Origin of the sequence: Schumannella luteola (genome assembly GCF_013408685.1) — a bacterium.
Taxonomy (GTDB): Bacteria; Actinomycetota; Actinomycetes; order Actinomycetales; family Microbacteriaceae; genus Schumannella; species Schumannella luteola.
In genome coordinates this window covers 1,554,778-1,572,276 of sequence record NZ_JACBZY010000001.1, presented here as the reverse complement: position 1 = coordinate 1,572,276, position 17,499 = coordinate 1,554,778, and the positions used below count along the sequence as shown (strand labels likewise).

The window sequence follows — 17,499 nt, the reverse complement described above, 5'->3', positions numbered from 1 at the left end:
AGGCGGCGGCCGACCAGCCGACGGCCGCCGAGCATCCGGCGTGGGAGAACCAGCCCGCGCCGCTCCCCGAGCAGCAGGTGCCGGTCGACGAGGCGCCCGTCTGGGCTTCCTCCCCTGACGCAACACCCGCCTGGGGCGCCCCCGAGGCTCCGGCTCCCGCCGAGGCTCCCGTCGCCGCCGAGGCTCCGGCCGAAGCTCACGCCGCGCCGGATGCCACCGCGGGCTCCAGCGACGCTCCGGCCTGGGCGACGCCCCCGGCCGCCAGTGACGCGCCCGCCGACTCGTCGTGGGCGCCGGACCAGCAGCTCGGGCAGCCGAGCGACACCGCCGCGGACGGCACGTCCGGATGGGCGCCGGAACCCGTTGCATCCGAGTCGGCCGCCACGGCGCCCGCCTCGTTCGATGCCGCGGAGACCGCCGTGCCCGGCTCGCCGGCAGCCGCGCCGACGGAACCGGTCGCGCCCGAGTTCGCGAGCTTCGCACCGAGCGTCGACAGCGCAGAGCCGCCGCGCCCGTCGGGCCGCCGCGCCGCGCAGCCCGCGTCGGATCTCGAGCCCGCGCCGGAAGCCGACGGTGCTGACGCCGCTGACGCCGGCGTCGCCGCAGCCGCCCCCGCCGAGTTCGCCGCCGACGCGTCCATCGCGGCGCCCGCGGTGCCCGACGCCGTCATGCCGACCGAGGCCCCGGCCGCATCCACCCCGCCCGCCGCCTCCGACGCCGAGCTGCGCGATGCCGTCGCGCGCGTGCGCAGCGAGGTCGCCAAGTCGGTCGTCGGGCAGGACGGCGCCGTATCGGGCCTGCTGATCGCCCTGCTCGCGGGCGGCCACGTGCTGCTCGAGGGCGTTCCCGGCGTCGCGAAGACGCTGCTCGTGCGCACGCTCAGCCACGCGCTCAGCCTCGACACGAAGCGCGTGCAGTTCACGCCCGATCTGATGCCCGGCGACATCACCGGCTCGATCGTCTACGACGCCAAGAGCGGCGACTTCGAGTTCCGCGAGGGGCCGGTGTTCACGAACATCCTGCTCGCCGACGAGATCAACCGCACGCCCCCGAAGACGCAGTCGTCGCTGCTCGAGGCGATGGAGGAGCGCCAGGTCTCGGCCGACGGCGTCACCCGCCGCCTGCCGGAGCCCTTCCTCGTCGCGGCCACGCAGAACCCGGTCGAGTACGAGGGCACCTACACGCTGCCCGAGGCGCAGCTCGACCGTTTCCTGCTCAAGCTCGTGCTCGAGCTGCCCGAGCGCGACGCCGAGGTCGAGGTGCTGACCCGTCACGCCGCCGGCTTCAATCCGCGCGATCTCGCCGCGGCCGGCGTCACCCCGGTGCTGGATGCCGAGCAGCTGGCCGCCGCCCAGGCCGCCGTGCGCCAGGTTCCGGTGTCGCCCGACGTGCTCGGCTACGCCGTCGATCTCGCCCGCGCCACCCGCACGAGCCCCTCGGTCAAGCTCGGCGTCAGCCCGCGCGGCACCACCGCGCTGCTCGCGGCCTCGCGCGCCTGGGCGTGGATGACCGGCGCGGCCGGCGTGACCCCCGATCACATCCAGGCGATGGCGATCCCGGTGCTGCGGCACCGCATTCAGCTGCGCCCCGAAGCGGAACTGGAAGGAGTGGGCGCCGACACGGTGCTGCGGTCGATCCTGCAGCAGGTGCGGGTGCCGATCTGATCCATGGCGGTCTCCGGTTGGTTCGTGCTGCTGCTCGCGCTCGGCGTCGTGCCCGTGATCGCGGGCGGCGGCTGGGAGTGGGTCGGCATCTGGGTGGGCGGCGTCGTCGTGCTGGTGATCCTCGACCTGGTGCTGGCGGGGTCGCCGCGGCGGCTGCGGCTCGAGCGCGATCTGCCCGGGCGGATGCGCCTGGGCGAGTCGGTCTCGTCGACCCTCTACGTCACGAACACCGGCCGCCGCAGCGTGCGCGGGGTGCTGCGCGACGCGTGGACGCCGTCGGCCGGCGCGACGCCGACGCGACGCAGGGTCAGCATCCCCCGCGGCGAGCGCCGCGCGGTGCAGCAGACGCTGACGCCGTTCCGCCGCGGTGAGCGCCGCGCCCAGCACGTGACGGTGCGATCTTTCGGTCCGCTGCGTCTCGCCGCTCGCCAGGCGACCCTGCAGGCGCCCGGCGCAGTGCGCGTGCTGCCGCCGTTCAACTCGCGCAAGCACCTGCCCTCGCGTCTCGCCCGGCTGCGTGAGCTCGACGGCCGCACGAGCGTGATGATCCGCGGCCAGGGCACCGAGTTCGACAGCCTGCGCGAGTACGTGCGCGGCGACGACGTGCGCTCGATCGACTGGCGCGCCACCGCCCGCCGCCGCGACCCGCTGCTGCCGAGCGCGCTCAAGCTCGTGGTGCGCACCTGGCGCCCCGAGCGCGACCGCCGCGTCGTGCTGATCGTCGACTCCGGCCGCACCGCCGCCGCGCGCATCGCCGACGAGCCGCGCATCGACACCGCCTTCGAGGCGAGCCTGCTGCTCGCCGCCCTCGCCTCCCGCGCGGGCGACCGCGTCGACCTCGCGATCTACGATCGCCGCATCCGCGGGCGCGTGCAGGGCCAGACCGGCGCCGAGCTGCTCGCCCGCATGGTCGACACGATGGCGCCGGTCGAGCCCGAGCTGATCGAGGCCGACTGGACGGGTGTTCCCGGCATCGTGCGCTCGATCACCTCGCAGCGTGCCCTCGTCGTGCTGCTGACCTCGATCGACGCCCCCAGCGCATCCGCGGGTCTGCTCTCGGTGCTGCCGCAGCTCACGCGCAAGCACCTCGTCGTCGTCGCCTCGGTGACCGACCCCGACGTGCTCGAGGCGACGCGGCAGCGCGCCGATCGGCACGAGGTCTACCGCGCCGCCGCCGCCGAGCGCGCCCTGCTGGATGCGTCGCGCGTCGCGGCCGCGATCCGCCAGCTCGGCGCCGAGGTCGTCACGGCCGCGCCGTCGGAGCTGCCGCCGGCCCTCGCCGATCGCTACCTCGCCCTCAAGGCCGCCGGCCGGCTCTAAGACTCAGCGGTTCATCCGGTCAGCGCCTCATCCGATCGGCGCCTCATCCGGGCGTCCGGTCATCCGGCGACGAGCTTCTCCTCGCCGGCCTCGAAGCGCTCCAGGTCGCCGGTCTGTCCGGCCCGGAAGGCGCGCCGGCCGACGACCCACTGGTAGAAGAGCCAGGCCAGCAGCGCGACCGTGCCGATGCCGATCTTGATCGGCCACGGCCAGTCCTGGCGGGTCACGATGCCCTCGATGAGCCCCGAGGTCAGCAGCATCAGCGTCGTGCCGATCACGAGCGTGAACAGGGCGCGGCCGTCCTCACGCAGGGCCTGCGCCCGCGTGCGGTGACCGGGCGCGACCCAGGCCCAGAAGATGAGGATGCCCGTCGCCCCTGCCAGGAAGATCGAGTACAGCTCGAGCTGGCCGTGCGGGGCGATGTAGAGGAAGAAGTCGTCGAGCCGCCCCTCGTGCGCCATGATCGCGCCCGAGACGCCGACGTTCTGCGAGTTCTGCAGCAGCGCGTACGGCGCCCAGACGCCGAGGATGCCGAAGGCGATGCACTGCGCCGCGATGAAGGCGTTGTTCGTCCACACCTGGCCTGAGAACGCCGCCTCGGAGCGGTTCGAGTAGTAGTCGACGAACTGCTGCGGGTACGCCTCGATGTTCGACTGCCCGACCACGGCGACGAGGTTGCGCGGGTCGCTGCCGAGCCACACCCCGTAGGCGACCCCGATCGCGACGCAGGCGACCGTCACCCAGAAGGTGATCCAGCGCACCCGATAGAGCGCGGCGGGCAGCGAGGCGGTGAAGAAGATCGCGATCTGCCGCAGCGGGTTCGCGGGCGTACCGGTGAACTTCAGCCGCGCGCGCGACATCGCGAGCGACAGCCGGTCGGCGGGGATGCTGCGCCCCATCGTCGAGGTCATGGTCGACAGCTCGGTCGCGCCCGACTGGTACAGATCGATCAGCTCGTCGGCCTCGCGGCCGTCGAGGCGACGCATCCCGCCGAGCTGCGTCAGGCGATCCCATTTCGGGCCGTGCGCATGTGAGTAGGCGTCGAGATCCATGTGGTTCGATGATACGCATGGCACGCACGCCGGAGGCGGACTCGATCGACTACGACGACACCGTCGACGAGCTCATCGTCGGCGAGGCGGTCGCCCTCGATCTGCGGCCCGCGAGCTTCGCGGTGCGCGCCGGCGGATGCGCGATCGACGCCCTCGTCTACGGCGGCGGCTACGTCGGCACGATCATCGCCCTGTCGTTCTCGGGCCTGTTCGATCAGATCGGCGAGGCCGAGGCGGCGATCCTCAGCGTCGTGCTGCTGGTCAGCTGCCTGATCGTGGCGCCCATCGTGGTCGAGCTCGCCAGTCGCGGCAAGTCGCTCGGGCGGCTCGCGCTCGGCACCCGCATCGTGCGCGACGACGGCGGGGCAATCGGATTCCGGCACGCCTTCATCCGCAGCATCGTCGGCCTGGTCGACTTCTGGTTCACGAGCTTCGGCGCCGCCGCGCTGACCGGGCTGCTGAACCGCCGCAGCAAGCGCCTCGGCGACCTGCTCGCCGGAACCTACGCGCAGTACGAGCGGGTCTCGAAGGCGCAGAAGCCGGTGTTCGGCGTGCCTTTCCAGTTGAGCGGATGGGCGCAGACCGCCGACGTCGGACGGCTGCCGTCGCCGCTCGCCCGGCGCATCGCCCAGTTCCTCGCGCAGGCGCCGAAGATGACGCCCGACCGCCGCGTGCTGCTGGCCCGCTCGCTCGCCGACGAGGCCGCCGTCTGGGTGTCGCCGATCCCAGTCGGGGCGGATGCGGAACTCTTCCTCGCCGCCGTCACGGTGCTGCGCCGCGACCGCGAGGCGACCGCCCTGCAGCTCGAGGCCGCTGGGCTGCAGCGCCTGCAGCCGGCGCTGCGCGGCACGCCGCACGGCTTCCCCGACCGCGGCTGACGCCGGCGCGCACTCGTCGCTGGCGCCGACGCGCGCGCTCGCGCGCCGCTCCCGCGGGAGCGGCGGCGGCTCCGTCGCTCAGTAGCGGTAGTGATCCGGCTTGTACGGGCCGTCGACCTCGACGCCGATGTAGGCGGCCTGCTCGGGCGTGAGGGTCGTCAGCTCGACGCCCAGCGCATCGAGGTGCAGGCGGGCGACCTTCTCGTCGAGGTGCTTCGGCAGCACGTGCACGTCGGTCGCGTAGCGGTCGCGGAAGGCGTAGAGCTCGATCTGCGCGAGCACCTGGTTCGTGAAGCTGTTGCTCATCACGAAGGAGGGGTGCCCGGTCGCGTTGCCGAGGTTCATCAGGCGGCCCTCGCTGAGCACGAGGATGCTGCGGCCGGTCGGCAGACGCCACTCGTGCACCTGCGGCTTGATCTCGATCTTCTCGGCGCCGGGCACGGCCTCGAGCCCGGCCATGTCGATCTCGTTGTCGAAGTGGCCGACGTTGCCGACCACGGCGAGGTGCTTGAGGCCGAGCAGGTGGTCGACGGTCACGACATCCTTGTTGCCGGTTCCGGAGATGAGGATGTCGATCTGGTCGATCACGCTCTCGATCTTCGCGACCTGGTAGCCGTCCATGGCGGCCTGCAGCGCGTTGATCGGGTCGACCTCGCTGACGATGACGCGAGCGCCCTGGCCGCGCAGGGCCTCCGCGGCGCCCTTGCCGACATCCCCGTAGCCGGCGACGAAGGCGACCTTGCCGCCCATCAGCACGTCGGTCGCGCGGTTGATGCCGTCGGGCAGCGAGTGGCGGATGCCGTACTTGTTGTCGAACTTGCTCTTGGTGACCGAGTCGTTGACGTTGATCGCCGGGAAGAGCAGCTCGCCCGCACGCGCCAGCTCGTAGAGGCGGTGCACGCCGGTCGTGGTCTCCTCGGTGACGCCCTGGATGTCGGCGGCGGTGCGCTGCCAGCGGTCGGGGCTCGCGTCGAGCGAGCGGGAGAGCACGCCGAGGATGACGCGCCACTCCTCCGGGTCGCCGTCCTCGGCGGCGGGCACGGTGCCGGCGAGCTCGAACTCACGGCCCTTGTGCACGAGCAGGGTGGCGTCGCCGCCATCGTCGAGGATCATGTTCGGGCCGGTGAAGTCGGCGCCGGCCGCGGCGGCCTCGCCGCTCCAGTCGAAGATGCGCTCGGTGCAGGCCCAGTACTCCTCGAGCGTCTCGCCCTTCCAGGCGAAGACGGGCACGCCCGCGGGCGCATCCACGGTTCCGGTCGGGCCGACCGCGACGGCGGCGGCCGCCTCATCCTGCGTGGAGAAGATGTTGCAGCTCGCCCAGCGCACCTGCGCGCCGAGCGCGACGAGGGTCTCGATGAGCACCGCGGTCTGCACGGTCATGTGCAGGCTGCCGGCGATGCGGGCGCCCTTCAGCGGCTGCGTCGGGCCGAACTCCTCGCGCAGGGCCATGAGGCCGGGCATCTCGTTCTCGGCGAGGCGGAGCTGGTGGCGACCGGCCTCGGCGAGGGCGAGGTCGCGCACGACGAAGGGGGCGGCGGTGTCGACGAGAGGCATGACAGCGATTCTCTCAGACGCGGGGATGCCCGCCGCCCCTGGTCGTCAGTGTTCGCGGATGAGGCCGAGCACACGGTCGCGCAGGCGCTCGAGGGTCGCGGCGGTGCGCGCCTCGGCGTTGAGCCGCAGGTAGGGCTCGGTGTTCGACGGACGCACCGTGAACCACCACCAGTCCTGGCCGTCCTGCCCCGAGACGGTGAGCCCGTCCAGCTCGTCGAACTCGCCCTCGTGCGCGAAGGACTCGACGATGCGGGCGTAGGCGGCGGGCACGTCGTCGACGGTCGAGTTGATCTCGCCGCTCTGCGTGTAGGGGTCGAAGCGCTCGGCGAAGGCGGAGAGCGGACGCTCCTGCGCACCGAACTCGGCCAGCACGTGCATCGCCGCGAGCATGCCGTTGTCGGCGCCCCAGAAGTCGCGGAAGTAGTAGTGCGCGCTGTGCTCGCCGCCGAACAGGGCGCCGGTCTCGCGCATGCGGTCCTTGATGAGCGAGTGGCCGACGCGGGTGCGGATCGGCGTCGCCCCCGCCTCCTCGATCGTCTCGGGCACGGCGCGGGAGACGAGGAGGTTGTGGATGATCGCGATGTCGGCATCCGGCTCGGTGCGGCGGATGCGGGCGATCTCGCGCAGCGCCACGATCGCCGTCACTGTCGACGGGGTGACCGGCTCGCCGCGCTCGTCGACGACGAAGCAGCGATCGGCATCCCCGTCGAAGGCCAGACCGAGGTCGGCGCCGTGCTCGACGACCGCCGCCTGCAGGTCGACCAGATTCGCCGGGTCGAGCGGGTTGGCTTCGTGGTTGGGGAACGAGCCGTCGAGCTCGAAGTAGAGCGGCACGATCTCGAGCGGCAGCTCGGGCAGCCCGGCGGCGGTGCCGAGCACGGCCGGCACGGTGAGTCCGCCCATCCCGTTGCCGGCGTCGACGACGACCTTCAGCGGACGGATGCCGGAGAGATCGACGAGCGAGCGCAGGTACGCGGCGTAGTCGGGCAGCACGTCACGGGTCGCCGCGGCGCCGATGCGGTCGCCCTCGAGCTCGCTCAGCCCCTCGTCGAGGTAGACCTGCGCGCGATCGCGCACCGCACCGAGGCCGGTGTCGATCGAGATCGCCTGCGCGCCCGCGCGGCTCAGCTTGATGCCGTTGTAGGTGGCGGGGTTGTGCGAGGCGGTGAACATCGCCGCCGGCAGCTCGAGGGCGCCCGAGGCGTAGTAGCTCTCGTCGGTCGAGCAGAGCCCGAGGCTCACGACGTCGGCGCCGCGCGCCTGCGCGCCGCGCGCGAAGGCCGCCGCGAAGGCCGGGGAGGAATCGCGCATGTCGTGACCGACCAGAACCGACGAACCGGAGGCGCCCAGCTCATCCACGAACGCCGCGCCGACCGCGGCGACGACCTCCTCGGTCAGCTGCGAGCCGACCAGTCCGCGGATGTCGTAGCTCTTGACGAAGTCGGCCAGGCGCACGGGATGGGTCACGCATCCATCGTAGGGATGCGCTCGTGGGAGGAGGCTCGAGCTCGCCGCCGCGCGCCGGCTGTGCTTGCTAGTCCCCGACGGGACTGTGCTTGCTAGTCCCCCACAGGGACGTGCCGGATGACGCTCCAGCCCTGCGGCACCGAGAGACGGCCCGCGTGCTTGGCGCAGAGGTCGTAGCTGTGCGGCTCGTGCTGGGTGCTGAGCGGGCCGAGCACGGCCATCGAGTCGGCGTACACGTAGGTGAGCGTCGAGACCGCCTGCTCGGTGCAGGCGACCTTGCTGCAGGTGCGGTCGCTCATCGTCGTCAGCTTACGACCTGGCGCCGACACCGGCCGGGCGGCGACGGCCCCGGTGCGAGGGACAGCGGCGCCCGCCCCGGCGGGTTCGCCGACCTAGACTGACGCCATGCCCCGCTCGTCCCGTCGATCCCGCGTCCGCCGCGGCGCCGGGGAGCGACACGGCCGAGGGATGCGCTCCCCCGTCACCGGGCCCGATCTGCCGCTGCTGACCAGCCGCAACTCCTTCTTCGAGTCGTGCGCGGCCGAGGCCGTCGAGTACGTGCGCGGGCTCTGGCCCGACGAACTCGCCGGCGTCTCCTTCGAGATCGCCGGCCTGCCGCTCGGCCCGGCCGGCCCTGCCGGCGTCGACCGGTGGCGGGTCGACCGCAAGGCGCGCCGCGTCGTGCTCTACCGGCTGCCGATCCAGCGGATGGCGCACCTGCACAAAGAGGACGACTGGCACCGGCGCAGCTTCATCGAGAGCTGCGTGTTCCGCGCGACGGCCGAGCTGCTCGGCCGCGACCCCTGGGACATCGCGCCGGAGCGCTACCGGCACTTCTGACCGCGCGTCAGCGCGTCAGCGCGTCAGCGCGTCAGCGACGGATCGTGATCGGACCCGAGGTGGGCCCGGGCGACGCGATCGCGTAGCCCGCGAGCGCGCTCGCCCCGCGATAGGTGACGGCCCCGTGCACTCCCGCGCCGCCCTCGACCGCATAGCTCGCGCCCGGCACCAGCACGGCCGTCAGGGCGCCGCGGGCCGGCACCTCGAAGGGGATCGGAGCGACCCCGCTCGAGGGATGCAGAACGAGCGACACCGCCGCCGAGGTCGGGTTGACCAGGTGCAGCGTCGGCGCGTCCCCGAGCGCGGTGGTGAAGGCGGCGCGGTCGCCCAGAGCCGTCGTCGCGACGCTCCACGCGAAGTCGGTGGCGGGGGCCGACGCGGAGTCGGCGGCGGGCGTGAACACCGAGGTGCGCATGGCCCCGACGACCGGCGCATCCGACTCGAGCGAGACGGTGTAGCCGCCGGCGGGCTGCTCCTCGATCGGCACGTCGACCGTCGTTCCGGCGGCGACCGGGATGCGCTGGGTGGTCGCCTCGGCGCCCTTCTGCTCGGGCACGATCGAGACGTCGACCGTCGCATCCACCGTGCCCGGGTTGCCGAGGCGCAGGGCCGAGGCGAGATCCGCGTAGCCGGCCTCGCCGAGCTGCGCGCCGACGGTGTCCGGACCCGGCATCTGCACGCCCGGGATCGTCTGCTTCGTCGCGGGCGCGGCCGTCTCGCCGATCAGCTCGACCCCGCCCGGGTCGACGCCGCGGGTGATGCTCTGCTGCAGCGCAGCGACCACCTGGCCGCCTCGGCTGACGACCTCGATCATCGGCGAGGCGAGGTTCTGGGCGAAGCCGGCGAGCGAGAGCACCCGCTGCGAGTCGGGCGGCACGACGATGCCGGTCATGCCGGGGGCCGAGACGGCGCCGTTCTCGCCCCAGATGTCGAGCGCCACGGTCGCCTCGACGCCCGTCGGGTTGCTGAGGGTGATCAGGGTCGTGCGGCCGATCGCGGTCGAGCCGCCGACCAGCCACGCCGTCGACGTCGCCTCGCGGCAGCTGGCGGCGGCGAAGCCGGACAGCTCGTCGCCGCCGAGGCGCTGCGACTGGGCGCCGGAGAGCAGGGCGTCGTCGGCCGGGTCGGCGGTGATCACACGGGCCGTCGACGGGGCGTTCGGGATCGGACTCGACTGCGCGTCGCCGGCGGTGGCGCTCTCGCGCACGACCGCGCCGTCGACCGCACTGGCGGTGCCGGCATCCTGACCGCTGTCATCGCCCAGCCGCAGAACCGCCCCGGGGCACACCTGCTGCAACTCGGCGCGCTCGGGGGTCACCGGGAACCCGGCGACCGGCTCGCCGAAGCTCGGCAGGGGCAGCAGGCCGACGGCGGCGATGGCCGCGGCCGCGATGAGCACCCCGACCCCGCCGGTCGTCGCACGGAGTCCGGCGAGGGCACGGCGACGCGCGGCGCCGTCGACCGGGGTGCGCTCGGGGCGCTCCTTCTTCACGCGCTCGGGCTTCACACGCTCGGCTCTCGCACGCTCGGGCTTCGTGCGCTCGGGCTTCGAGCGCTCGGTCTTCGCGAGCTTCGGATCCGCGGATCCGCTCACGGCTTCCGCGGCCGCCTCCTGCTCCGCGTTCGGCACGATCGCCTCGCCGTCGCCCGGCTGCTGCTCGTTCGTCGACTCAGGCATCCTCATCCTCCGCGAAGGTGTCGGCGGGGTCCTCGCCCGGCAGGCCCGTCTCGGAGACGACGCGGCGACGGCGGCGGGTCGGCACCGCCAGCAGCACGGTCGCGCCGAGCACGATCAGCTGCACGGTGGTGAGAACCGGATCGGGCGCGGCGGCAGGCGCGGGCGGGATCTCCGTCGGCTCGGCGGCCGGGAAGCGCCAGAGCGCATCGCCCGACCGGGTCTCGCCGGCGCCGACCGGGGTCAGCGCCGAGGTTCCGTCGAGCGCTTCGGTGATGCGCACGCGCACCGCGGACTGCTCGGCGCTCGCCCCCTCGACGGCCTTCGGCACGACGACGTAGACGATGCCCAGAGCGCGCAGCTCGTCGCGCGGGTCGAGCCCGCTGCGGGAGGCGAGATTGCCGGCCAGCGTCGCGAGCCGGCGCTCGTCGGCGCTGAGGCGCGGGCTCGTGCTCACCCAGGTCGACTGCCGATCGAGCGTCGCTCCGGAGCCGCGGATGATCTCGGCCGCGGCGGTGCCGTCGGCGAGCGGCGTGATCACGAGAGTGGTGATGCGCGGGGTGCTCGCGGCCTGCGCCCCCACGGCGGCGGGCAGGGTCTGGCCGGTGCCGGCGTGCGCGGGCGTCTGCCGCAGCGCGAGCCCGACGCCGAGCGGGCCGACGGCGAGAGCCGCGCAGGCCAGCACGACCACGCCGGCGAGCACGCCGAGCCGGTCGAGCGACTGCAGGGCGACGGCGCCCGCGGCGAGCAGTCCCATCCAGAACAGGCTGAGTCCGGCGCCGGGCCAGAGCGCGACCGCATCCGCCCCATCGGTCACGAGCACGAGGTGCCCGGCGGCGACGGCCGTCAGCAGTCCGAGCAGGGCGAGCACGAGGGCCGGGATGGCGCGCTGCGATCCCCGCAGGAAGAGCGCCGCCAGCGCGGTCGCCGCGAGCGGCGCGAGCAGGGCGGCGACGAGCACCTGGCCGTAGACGTGGCCGAGGCCGACCGCGGCGGCGATCGCCTCCCATCCGTTCGCCCCGTCGCGCGGTTCGAGCAGGCTGAGGCCCCAGCCGCTCGAGGCGGCGTAGTGCAGCACGACGCCGGGGTCGGCGAAGATCGCGAGCGGCGTTCCCCGGCCGAGCTGCGCGATCGCGAGCGGGGCGAACACGGCGAGCGTCGGCAGCGGCACGGCGATCAGCCGGTGCAGGGCGCGCGGGTGCGTGACGAGCCAGCCGAACCAGGCGATCAGCAGCGCCGGCAGCAGCGACGGCGCCGCGGCGCCCGTGACCGCGAGCAGCAGGCCCGCGGTGGCGGCGGCGCTCCACGAGCGGCGGCCCTCGATGAGCGCGAGCACGAACCACGGCAGCGCGAGGTGCGCGATGACGGCGCCGATGCGTCCGTCGCCGAGGGCGACGAGCAGCGGCGGCGCGAGCGCCCAGAGCAGGGCGGCGACGGCCGGCGGCCAGGCGCGGCGGCTGATGCGTGTGGCGCACCACCAGGCGCCGAGCGCGGCGAGCGGCAGCGCGACGATCCACAGGGTCACGATCGCGACCGAGGGCGACCAGAACGTGATCGAGCCGAGCAGCGCCAGCAGCACGGCGAAGGGATCGGCGGGCCCACGCGAGCCGGCGCCGAGCTCGCGCCAGCCACCGAGGGCGTTGTGCCACAGCTCGCCGAGCGAGCCGGAGAGCGGCAGCAGCGCGCCGCCCTGGATGGCGTTCGCGCCGATCAGCCACCAGAACAGGCCGACGCCGAGCGCCGCGGCGATGAGCACGGCCCACACGCCGCCGCCGGCGAAGAACTCGGCGCGCACGAGCGGCGCCTCCCCCGCGCGGGCCTCCTCGGCGCGCTCGCGCAGCGACGAGCGGCGCTCGCGCAGGGCCATGCCGGTGAGGCGCAGCGGGGCGACCGCCGCCCATCCCAGCTCCCGGTGACGGCGGATGCGGCTGCGAGCCGCCCCGACACCGCGGGGCGCGAAGGCGGCCGCGAAGGCCGCGGCGAACTCTCCCCCGACGGCGGAGGGGCGCTTGGCGAGCAGGTGCCCGATCGAGCGGAGCACCGCGAGCGGAACGAGCACGAGCCAGTGGATGGGCAGCGCGGCGCCGGGCGCGTAGGCGAAGCGGCGGTGCAGCTGGGCGCGCCGGGCGAGGCGGCGGCGCGTCGAGGGACGGGTGGCGCGGCGGCGCCCGAAGTCCTGCGGCGGGGCGAGGCGCTCGACGCGTGCGGACGGCACGCGCACCACGCGGTGCCCCGCCAGTCGCGCGCGCACCGAGAGGTCGAGACCGGAGTCGGTCGACGGCAGCGCGGCGTCGAAGCCGTCGAGCGCATCCCAGACGTGGCGGCGCACCAGCATCCCGGTGGCGCCCACGCCGAGCACGTCATCGTCGCGGTCGAACTGGGCCTGGTCGAGCTCGCGGTCGACGAGGGCGACACTCGAGCCGAGCGCCGTCATCGTGCCGCCGTACTCGAGCAGCAGCGCGTGGTCGTCGCGGTCGACGACCTTGGGCCCGGCGATCGCGACCGAGGGGGCGACCTCGACGGCGCCGAGCAGGGCGGCGAGAGCGCCGGGCTCGGGGGCGGTGTCGGCGGCGAGGAGCCAGATCCATTCGTCCGTGCCCTCGACCGGGGGCAGGGTACGCGTCGCCGCACGGGCGCCGGCGCCGAAGGTGCGCCCGGCGGTGCGGATGCTCTGGGTCGCCGGCGTCGAGCCCGCCGCGGCGTCGAGCAGCGCGGCCGTGCCGTCGCCCGACTCGACGTCGACGAGCACCGCCTGATCGACGGGACGGGTCTGGGCCGCGAGTGCGGAGAGGGTGCGGCCGAGGTGCTCCTCGCCGTTGTGGGCGACGACGATCGCGGTGACTCGGGGCTGCATCGAGTCGAGGCTAGGCGCGGGTGCGACGAGCCAGGGGATGACGCGCGGGGCGTCGGAGACGTGACCCCCGCTTAGGTGTCAGCGCTCGCGGCGTCGCGGGCGCTGATCGCGCGGCGCGGGATCGGGCGGCGGGAGAGCTCGTCGGCCGGCTCGCGGATCAGGCGATGCGGCTGCGACGCAGCTTGCGGCGCTCGCGCTCGGAGAGGCCGCCCCAGATGCCGAAGCGCTCGTCGTTCTCGAGCGCGTACTGCAGGCACTCCGAGCGCACCTCGCAGCCGGTGCAGATCTTCTTCGCGTCGCGGGTCGAGCCGCCCTTCTCGGGGAAGAACGCCTCGGGGTCGGTCTGCGCGCAGAGCGCGTCCGACTGCCAGGAGAGCTGGTTCTCCTCCTCGTCGACGGCCGGCTTGCGGACGCCGGGGATGCCGAGACGCACGGGGTCGACGAACCAGTCGTCCGGCACATGCGGGCGGTACTCGTCGATCGCCATCAGGCCTCTCCCCTCGATGCGTCCGGTTCCCAGTTCGGATCGCTCCGTCTTCGGATCGACCGAATCCGGATCGCTGGGAGTAATTACACCCGTGTGATTCTCATGAGTCAAGTCGCGGATGATATTTCGTGTCTCGTTCACTCAGCGCTGCGACGCGCCGCGCCGCGCGTCCCACGCCGAGCGCACCATGTCGTCGAGCGTGTGACGCATCGCCCAGTCGAGATCGCGCGCGGCGAGCTCGCCCGTGGCGACGATCCGCGCCGGGTCGCCGGCCCGGCGCGGGCCGATCTCCGGGGTGAAGTCGATGCCGGTGACGCGCGCCATCGCCGCCATGATCTCGGCCACCGAGACGCCGTCGCCGCTGCCCAGGTTGTAGGCCGACTCGAGTTCGTCGCCCGCATCCAGTCGCCGCGCCGCGGCCGCGTGCGACACCGCGAGGTCGGCGACGTGGATGTAGTCGCGCACGTTCGTGCCATCGGGCGTCGCGTAGTCGTCGCCGTTGATGCGCGGGGTGCGCCCCTCGACGAGCGCGTCGAAGACGAGCGGGAAGAGGTTGTGCGGGCTGGTGTCGTAGACGGCCGGGTCGCCCGAGCCGACGACGTTGAAGTAGCGCAGGCTCGTGTGCCGCAGCCCCGCCGCGACGCCCTGGTCGCGCAGCAGCCACTCGCCGATGAGCTTCGACTCGCCGTAGGGCGACTGCGGGTTCTTCGCGGTGCCCTCGGTGACGAGGTCGACGTCGGGGGTGCCGTAGACGGCGGCACTCGACGAGAACACGATGCGGTCGACCCCGCGGTCCGCCATGACCGCGAGCAGGGTCGCGGTGCCCGTCACGTTCTGCTCATAGGTGTGCAGCGGACGCTGCACCGAGACGCCGGCGTACTTGAAACCGGCGACGTGGATGACGCCGGTCACGCCGTGCTGGGTGATCGTGCGCTCGAGCGCCTGGCCGTCGAGGATGCTCCCGCGAACCGCCGGCACGTCCTCCGGCACGAAGGACTCGTGACCGGAGGAGTAGTCGTCGAAGGCGACGGGCTCGAGGCCCGCGTCGCGGAGGGCGCGCAGCACGTGCGCGCCGATGTATCCGGCGCCGCCGGTCACCAGCCAGGTCATGGCGCCCAGGCTAGCTGGGCGACGGCGGTAGCCGTCGAAGGCGATGGTGCGGATGGTCGAGGCGACGCCGACGAGGCCGGCGGCGCCGAGCAGGAGGAGGAAGGCGATGCTGAACATGGCAGAAACGCTAGGCATCGACAGATCCCGCCACGAGTGGCAGGATGGCCACAGTTCGGCACATTCCTGCCAGGTGCCATCCCCGCCCTCCCATCCGTCGCATCCACCGGAGCCCGCATGCTGCGCAAGGTCGTCACCCTCGTCATCCCCGGCACCGCGCCCTTCGAGTTCGGCATCATGTGCGAGGTCTTCGGCATCGACCGCAGCGCGACCGGCGGTCCCGCTTTCGAGCACCACGTCGCCACCGCCGTCCCCGGCCCCGTGATGACCAGCCAGGGCTTCTCGATGAACATCGACCAGGACCTCTCGGTCTGCGCCGACGCCGACCTCATCACCGTGCCGGCCCACATGATCCAGAAGAACGACGAGCGCTACCTGCAGGTCATCCGCGACGCCGAGGCCCGCGGCGCCTGGGTGCTCAGCGTCTGCAGCGGCGCCTTCGTGCTCGCCGAGGCCGGCATCCTCGACGGGCGCCGCTCGACGACGCACTGGATGCACTCCGACCGGCTCGCCGCCGAGTACCCGCAGACGGAGGTCGACCCCGAGGTGCTCTTCGTCGAGGATCGCCGCGTCATCACGAGCGCCGGAACAGCCTCGGGCATCGACGCCGCCCTGCACCTGCTGCGCATCGAGTTCGGCGCCGCCGCGGCGAACGTCGTCGCCCGCCGGATGGTCGTGCCGCCGCAGCGCGACGGCGGGCAGGCCCAGTTCATCGAGGTGAGCGTTCCCGAGTGCCGCGACGATTCGCTCGCGAGTTTGGCCGACTGGATGCTGGAGCACCTCGACGAGGAGCTCGCCGTCGACGACCTCGCCCGCCGCGCCCTCATGTCGGGCCGCACCTTCGCCCGCCGTTTCCGCGCCGAGTTCGGCACCACCCCGGCCGCCTGGCTCAACCGCCAGCGCCTCATCCGCGCCCAGGAGCTGCTCGAGCAGAGCGACCTCGGGCTCGAGCCGCTCGCCCAGCGCGTCGGCTTCGGCACTGCCGCGGTCATGCGCCACCACTTCCTCAAGGTGCTCGGCACGACCCCGACCGACTACCGCCGGGCGTTCGGCGCGCGCGTCGCGAGCTGAGGCGCGTCAGCCGCGAGGCGATGGGGCGCGGGTGAACTCGCCGCTCAGTCCGCGGCCAGCACCGCTCCCTCGCCGCTCGGACCGTGAGGCTGCGGCGCCGGGCTCTCGAGGTACTGGCGCGACAGCGTGCGGTACGACCGGGTGAGGAACGCCAGCGCCGCCGCGACGACCATCACGAGCCCGGCGACCAGGAACACCAGCGCGATGCCGCGCGCCTCCCCCTCGCCGACGAGCCATCCCAGCTGCTTACGTCCCGCATCCGACTTCATGAAGGGGATGATCGCGAACTCGGCGATCGGCGCGATCAGGAAGGCCGTGATCGGCGCGGCGGCCGACTCGAACGCGGCCGCGAAGCCGAAGACGCGCCCCTGGGTGCGGAACGGCACGACCCGCTGGATGACCGTCTGCTCGGAGGCCTCGACCGCGGGGATCAGCATCATGTAGAGCCAGATGCCGACGGCGTACAGCCACCACCACTCGCGGATCGTGAACAGCGCGCCGAGCACTCCCATCACCATCACCAGGATGAGCAGGGTGCGGATCGGGTTCCTGCCGAGCCCGAACTTCGCGATGAGCAGCCCGCCGATGATGAAGCCGGTCGCAGCCACACCGAAGACGACACCCCAGATCTCGACCGGGAACAGCTCGAGCCCGTAGGGATCCATGAGCGCCATGTAGACGCCGCCGATGAGGTTGTTGAAGGTGGAGAAGATCAGCAGGGCGAACAGCCCGGTCGCGGCGCGCACCGCGCGAACGCTCCCGCGGATGTCGACCAGCGGCTGCCGCTCCGACTCGCGCTCGGGCTGCGCCTCGGGCACCGAGAGGAACAGCAGGTGGATGAGGGCGACCGCCGACAGCACGATCGCGATGAGCAGGGTCCAGCCCATCCCGAGCAGGCCGATCGCGAGCCCGCTGAACACGCTCGTGACGATGAACGCGAGCCCCTGCACCGTGCCCACGAGACCGTTCGCGTTCGGGCGCCGCTCCTCGGGCACGAGCAGCGTGACCGTCGTCGAGAGCGCGATGTTGCGCATGTTCTCGATCACGGCGCCGAACAGGATGATCGCGGAGAAGACCCAGAACATCGGCCCGCCCAGGTCGAGCAGCGCCGACTCGGGGAAGAGCAGGTAGAGCACGCCCGCGATGCCGAAGGAGATGAGCGTCGTCACGCCCGCGAACACCATGACTCGGTGCTTGCGGTGGCGGTCGACGATCGTGCCGAAGAGCATCGAGAACAGCGCCACCAGCAGCATGTAGGCGCCGCCGATGATGCCCGTCGCGAGCACCGACCGCGTCTCGAGGTACACCCAGAAGGTCAGGGCGAACCAGAGGAAGCTCGTCGTCAGGTTGGCGACGGCGGTGTTGACCAGGATCTGCCCGAAGGTCCGCATGTGAACACTGTAAACATGA

The 17,499-nt window shown here is 73.1% G+C and carries 14 protein-coding genes; 5 read left to right on the top strand and 9 right to left on the bottom strand.

Annotated elements, in window-relative coordinates; all coding sequences use genetic code 11:
- The first annotated feature begins 668 nt into the window (after positions 1–668).
- Together BJ979_RS06965 and BJ979_RS06960 are read left to right on the top strand one after the other, a co-directional pair.
- Positions 669–1,664: an AAA family ATPase gene (locus BJ979_RS06965; protein WP_179570098.1), complete on the top strand. Its 996-nt coding sequence runs from the start codon at positions 669–671 to the stop codon at positions 1,662–1,664.
- Between the two features lie 3 nt (positions 1,665–1,667).
- On the top strand, positions 1,668–2,984 hold the full coding sequence (locus BJ979_RS06960) for a DUF58 domain-containing protein (protein ID WP_179566517.1): 1,317 nt from the start codon (positions 1,668–1,670) through the stop codon (positions 2,982–2,984).
- Between the two features lie 59 nt (positions 2,985–3,043).
- Here BJ979_RS06960 and BJ979_RS06955 read toward each other — a convergent pair whose 3' ends face one another.
- On the bottom strand, positions 3,044–4,036 hold the full coding sequence (locus BJ979_RS06955; RefSeq protein WP_179566515.1) for a stage II sporulation protein M: 993 nt from the start codon (positions 4,034–4,036) through the stop codon (positions 3,044–3,046).
- A 17-nt stretch (positions 4,037–4,053) separates the two neighbouring features.
- Between BJ979_RS06955 and BJ979_RS06950 the strand changes: the two genes are divergently transcribed.
- Positions 4,054–4,914 carry an RDD family protein gene (locus BJ979_RS06950; protein ID WP_179566513.1) on the top strand — a complete coding sequence of 287 codons (861 nt, stop codon included), beginning with the start codon at positions 4,054–4,056 and terminating at the stop codon, positions 4,912–4,914.
- Between the two features lie 78 nt (positions 4,915–4,992).
- Here the strand turns inward: BJ979_RS06950 and ahcY are convergent, their stop codons facing one another.
- The 3 genes from ahcY to BJ979_RS06935 form a co-directional block, all read right to left on the bottom strand.
- Positions 4,993–6,468, bottom strand: coding sequence for an adenosylhomocysteinase (gene ahcY, locus BJ979_RS06945; protein WP_179566499.1), 1,476 nt, complete (start codon positions 6,466–6,468; stop codon positions 4,993–4,995).
- A gap of 45 nt (positions 6,469–6,513) precedes the next feature.
- Positions 6,514–7,935, bottom strand: coding sequence for a phosphomannomutase/phosphoglucomutase (locus BJ979_RS06940; protein WP_179566497.1), 1,422 nt, complete (start codon positions 7,933–7,935; stop codon positions 6,514–6,516).
- Positions 7,936–8,027: 92 nt separating this feature from the next.
- Entirely contained in the window at positions 8,028–8,234 is a 207-nt protein-coding gene (locus BJ979_RS06935) for a DUF3499 family protein (RefSeq protein WP_179566495.1), read from the bottom strand.
- A gap of 169 nt (positions 8,235–8,403) precedes the next feature.
- Between BJ979_RS06935 and BJ979_RS06930 the strand changes: the two genes are divergently transcribed.
- The gene (locus tag BJ979_RS06930; protein ID WP_343046624.1) at positions 8,404–8,775 is read left to right on the top strand and encodes a metallopeptidase family protein; all 372 of its coding nucleotides are present in this window, start codon (positions 8,404–8,406) and stop codon (positions 8,773–8,775) included.
- A gap of 31 nt (positions 8,776–8,806) precedes the next feature.
- Here BJ979_RS06930 and BJ979_RS06925 read toward each other — a convergent pair whose 3' ends face one another.
- The 4 genes from BJ979_RS06925 to galE all read right to left on the bottom strand — a co-directional run bounded on the left by BJ979_RS06925 (position 8,807) and on the right by galE (position 14,901).
- The gene (locus tag BJ979_RS06925) at positions 8,807–10,453 is read right to left on the bottom strand and encodes a DUF5719 family protein (protein ID WP_179566491.1); all 1,647 of its coding nucleotides are present in this window, start codon (positions 10,451–10,453) and stop codon (positions 8,807–8,809) included.
- Entirely contained in the window at positions 10,446–13,304 is a 2,859-nt protein-coding gene (locus BJ979_RS06920) for a glycosyltransferase family 2 protein (protein WP_179566489.1), read from the bottom strand. The genes BJ979_RS06925 and BJ979_RS06920 overlap by 8 nt, the downstream gene beginning before the upstream one ends.
- A 157-nt stretch (positions 13,305–13,461) precedes the next feature.
- Entirely contained in the window at positions 13,462–13,791 is a 330-nt protein-coding gene (locus tag BJ979_RS06915) for a WhiB family transcriptional regulator (RefSeq protein WP_179566487.1), read from the bottom strand.
- 141 nt (positions 13,792–13,932) lie between these two features.
- On the bottom strand, positions 13,933–14,901 hold the full coding sequence (gene galE, locus BJ979_RS06910) for a UDP-glucose 4-epimerase GalE (protein ID WP_179570097.1): 969 nt from the start codon (positions 14,899–14,901) through the stop codon (positions 13,933–13,935).
- Between the two features lie 234 nt (positions 14,902–15,135).
- On the opposite strand from galE, the gene BJ979_RS06905 reads away from it, so the two are divergent.
- Positions 15,136–16,089: a GlxA family transcriptional regulator gene (locus tag BJ979_RS06905; RefSeq protein WP_179566485.1), complete on the top strand. Its 954-nt coding sequence runs from the start codon at positions 15,136–15,138 to the stop codon at positions 16,087–16,089.
- 44 nt (positions 16,090–16,133) lie between these two features.
- Here BJ979_RS06905 and BJ979_RS06900 read toward each other — a convergent pair whose 3' ends face one another.
- Positions 16,134–17,480: an MFS transporter gene (locus tag BJ979_RS06900; RefSeq protein ID WP_179566483.1), complete on the bottom strand. Its 1,347-nt coding sequence runs from the start codon at positions 17,478–17,480 to the stop codon at positions 16,134–16,136.
- Between the last annotated feature and the right edge of the window lie 19 nt (positions 17,481–17,499).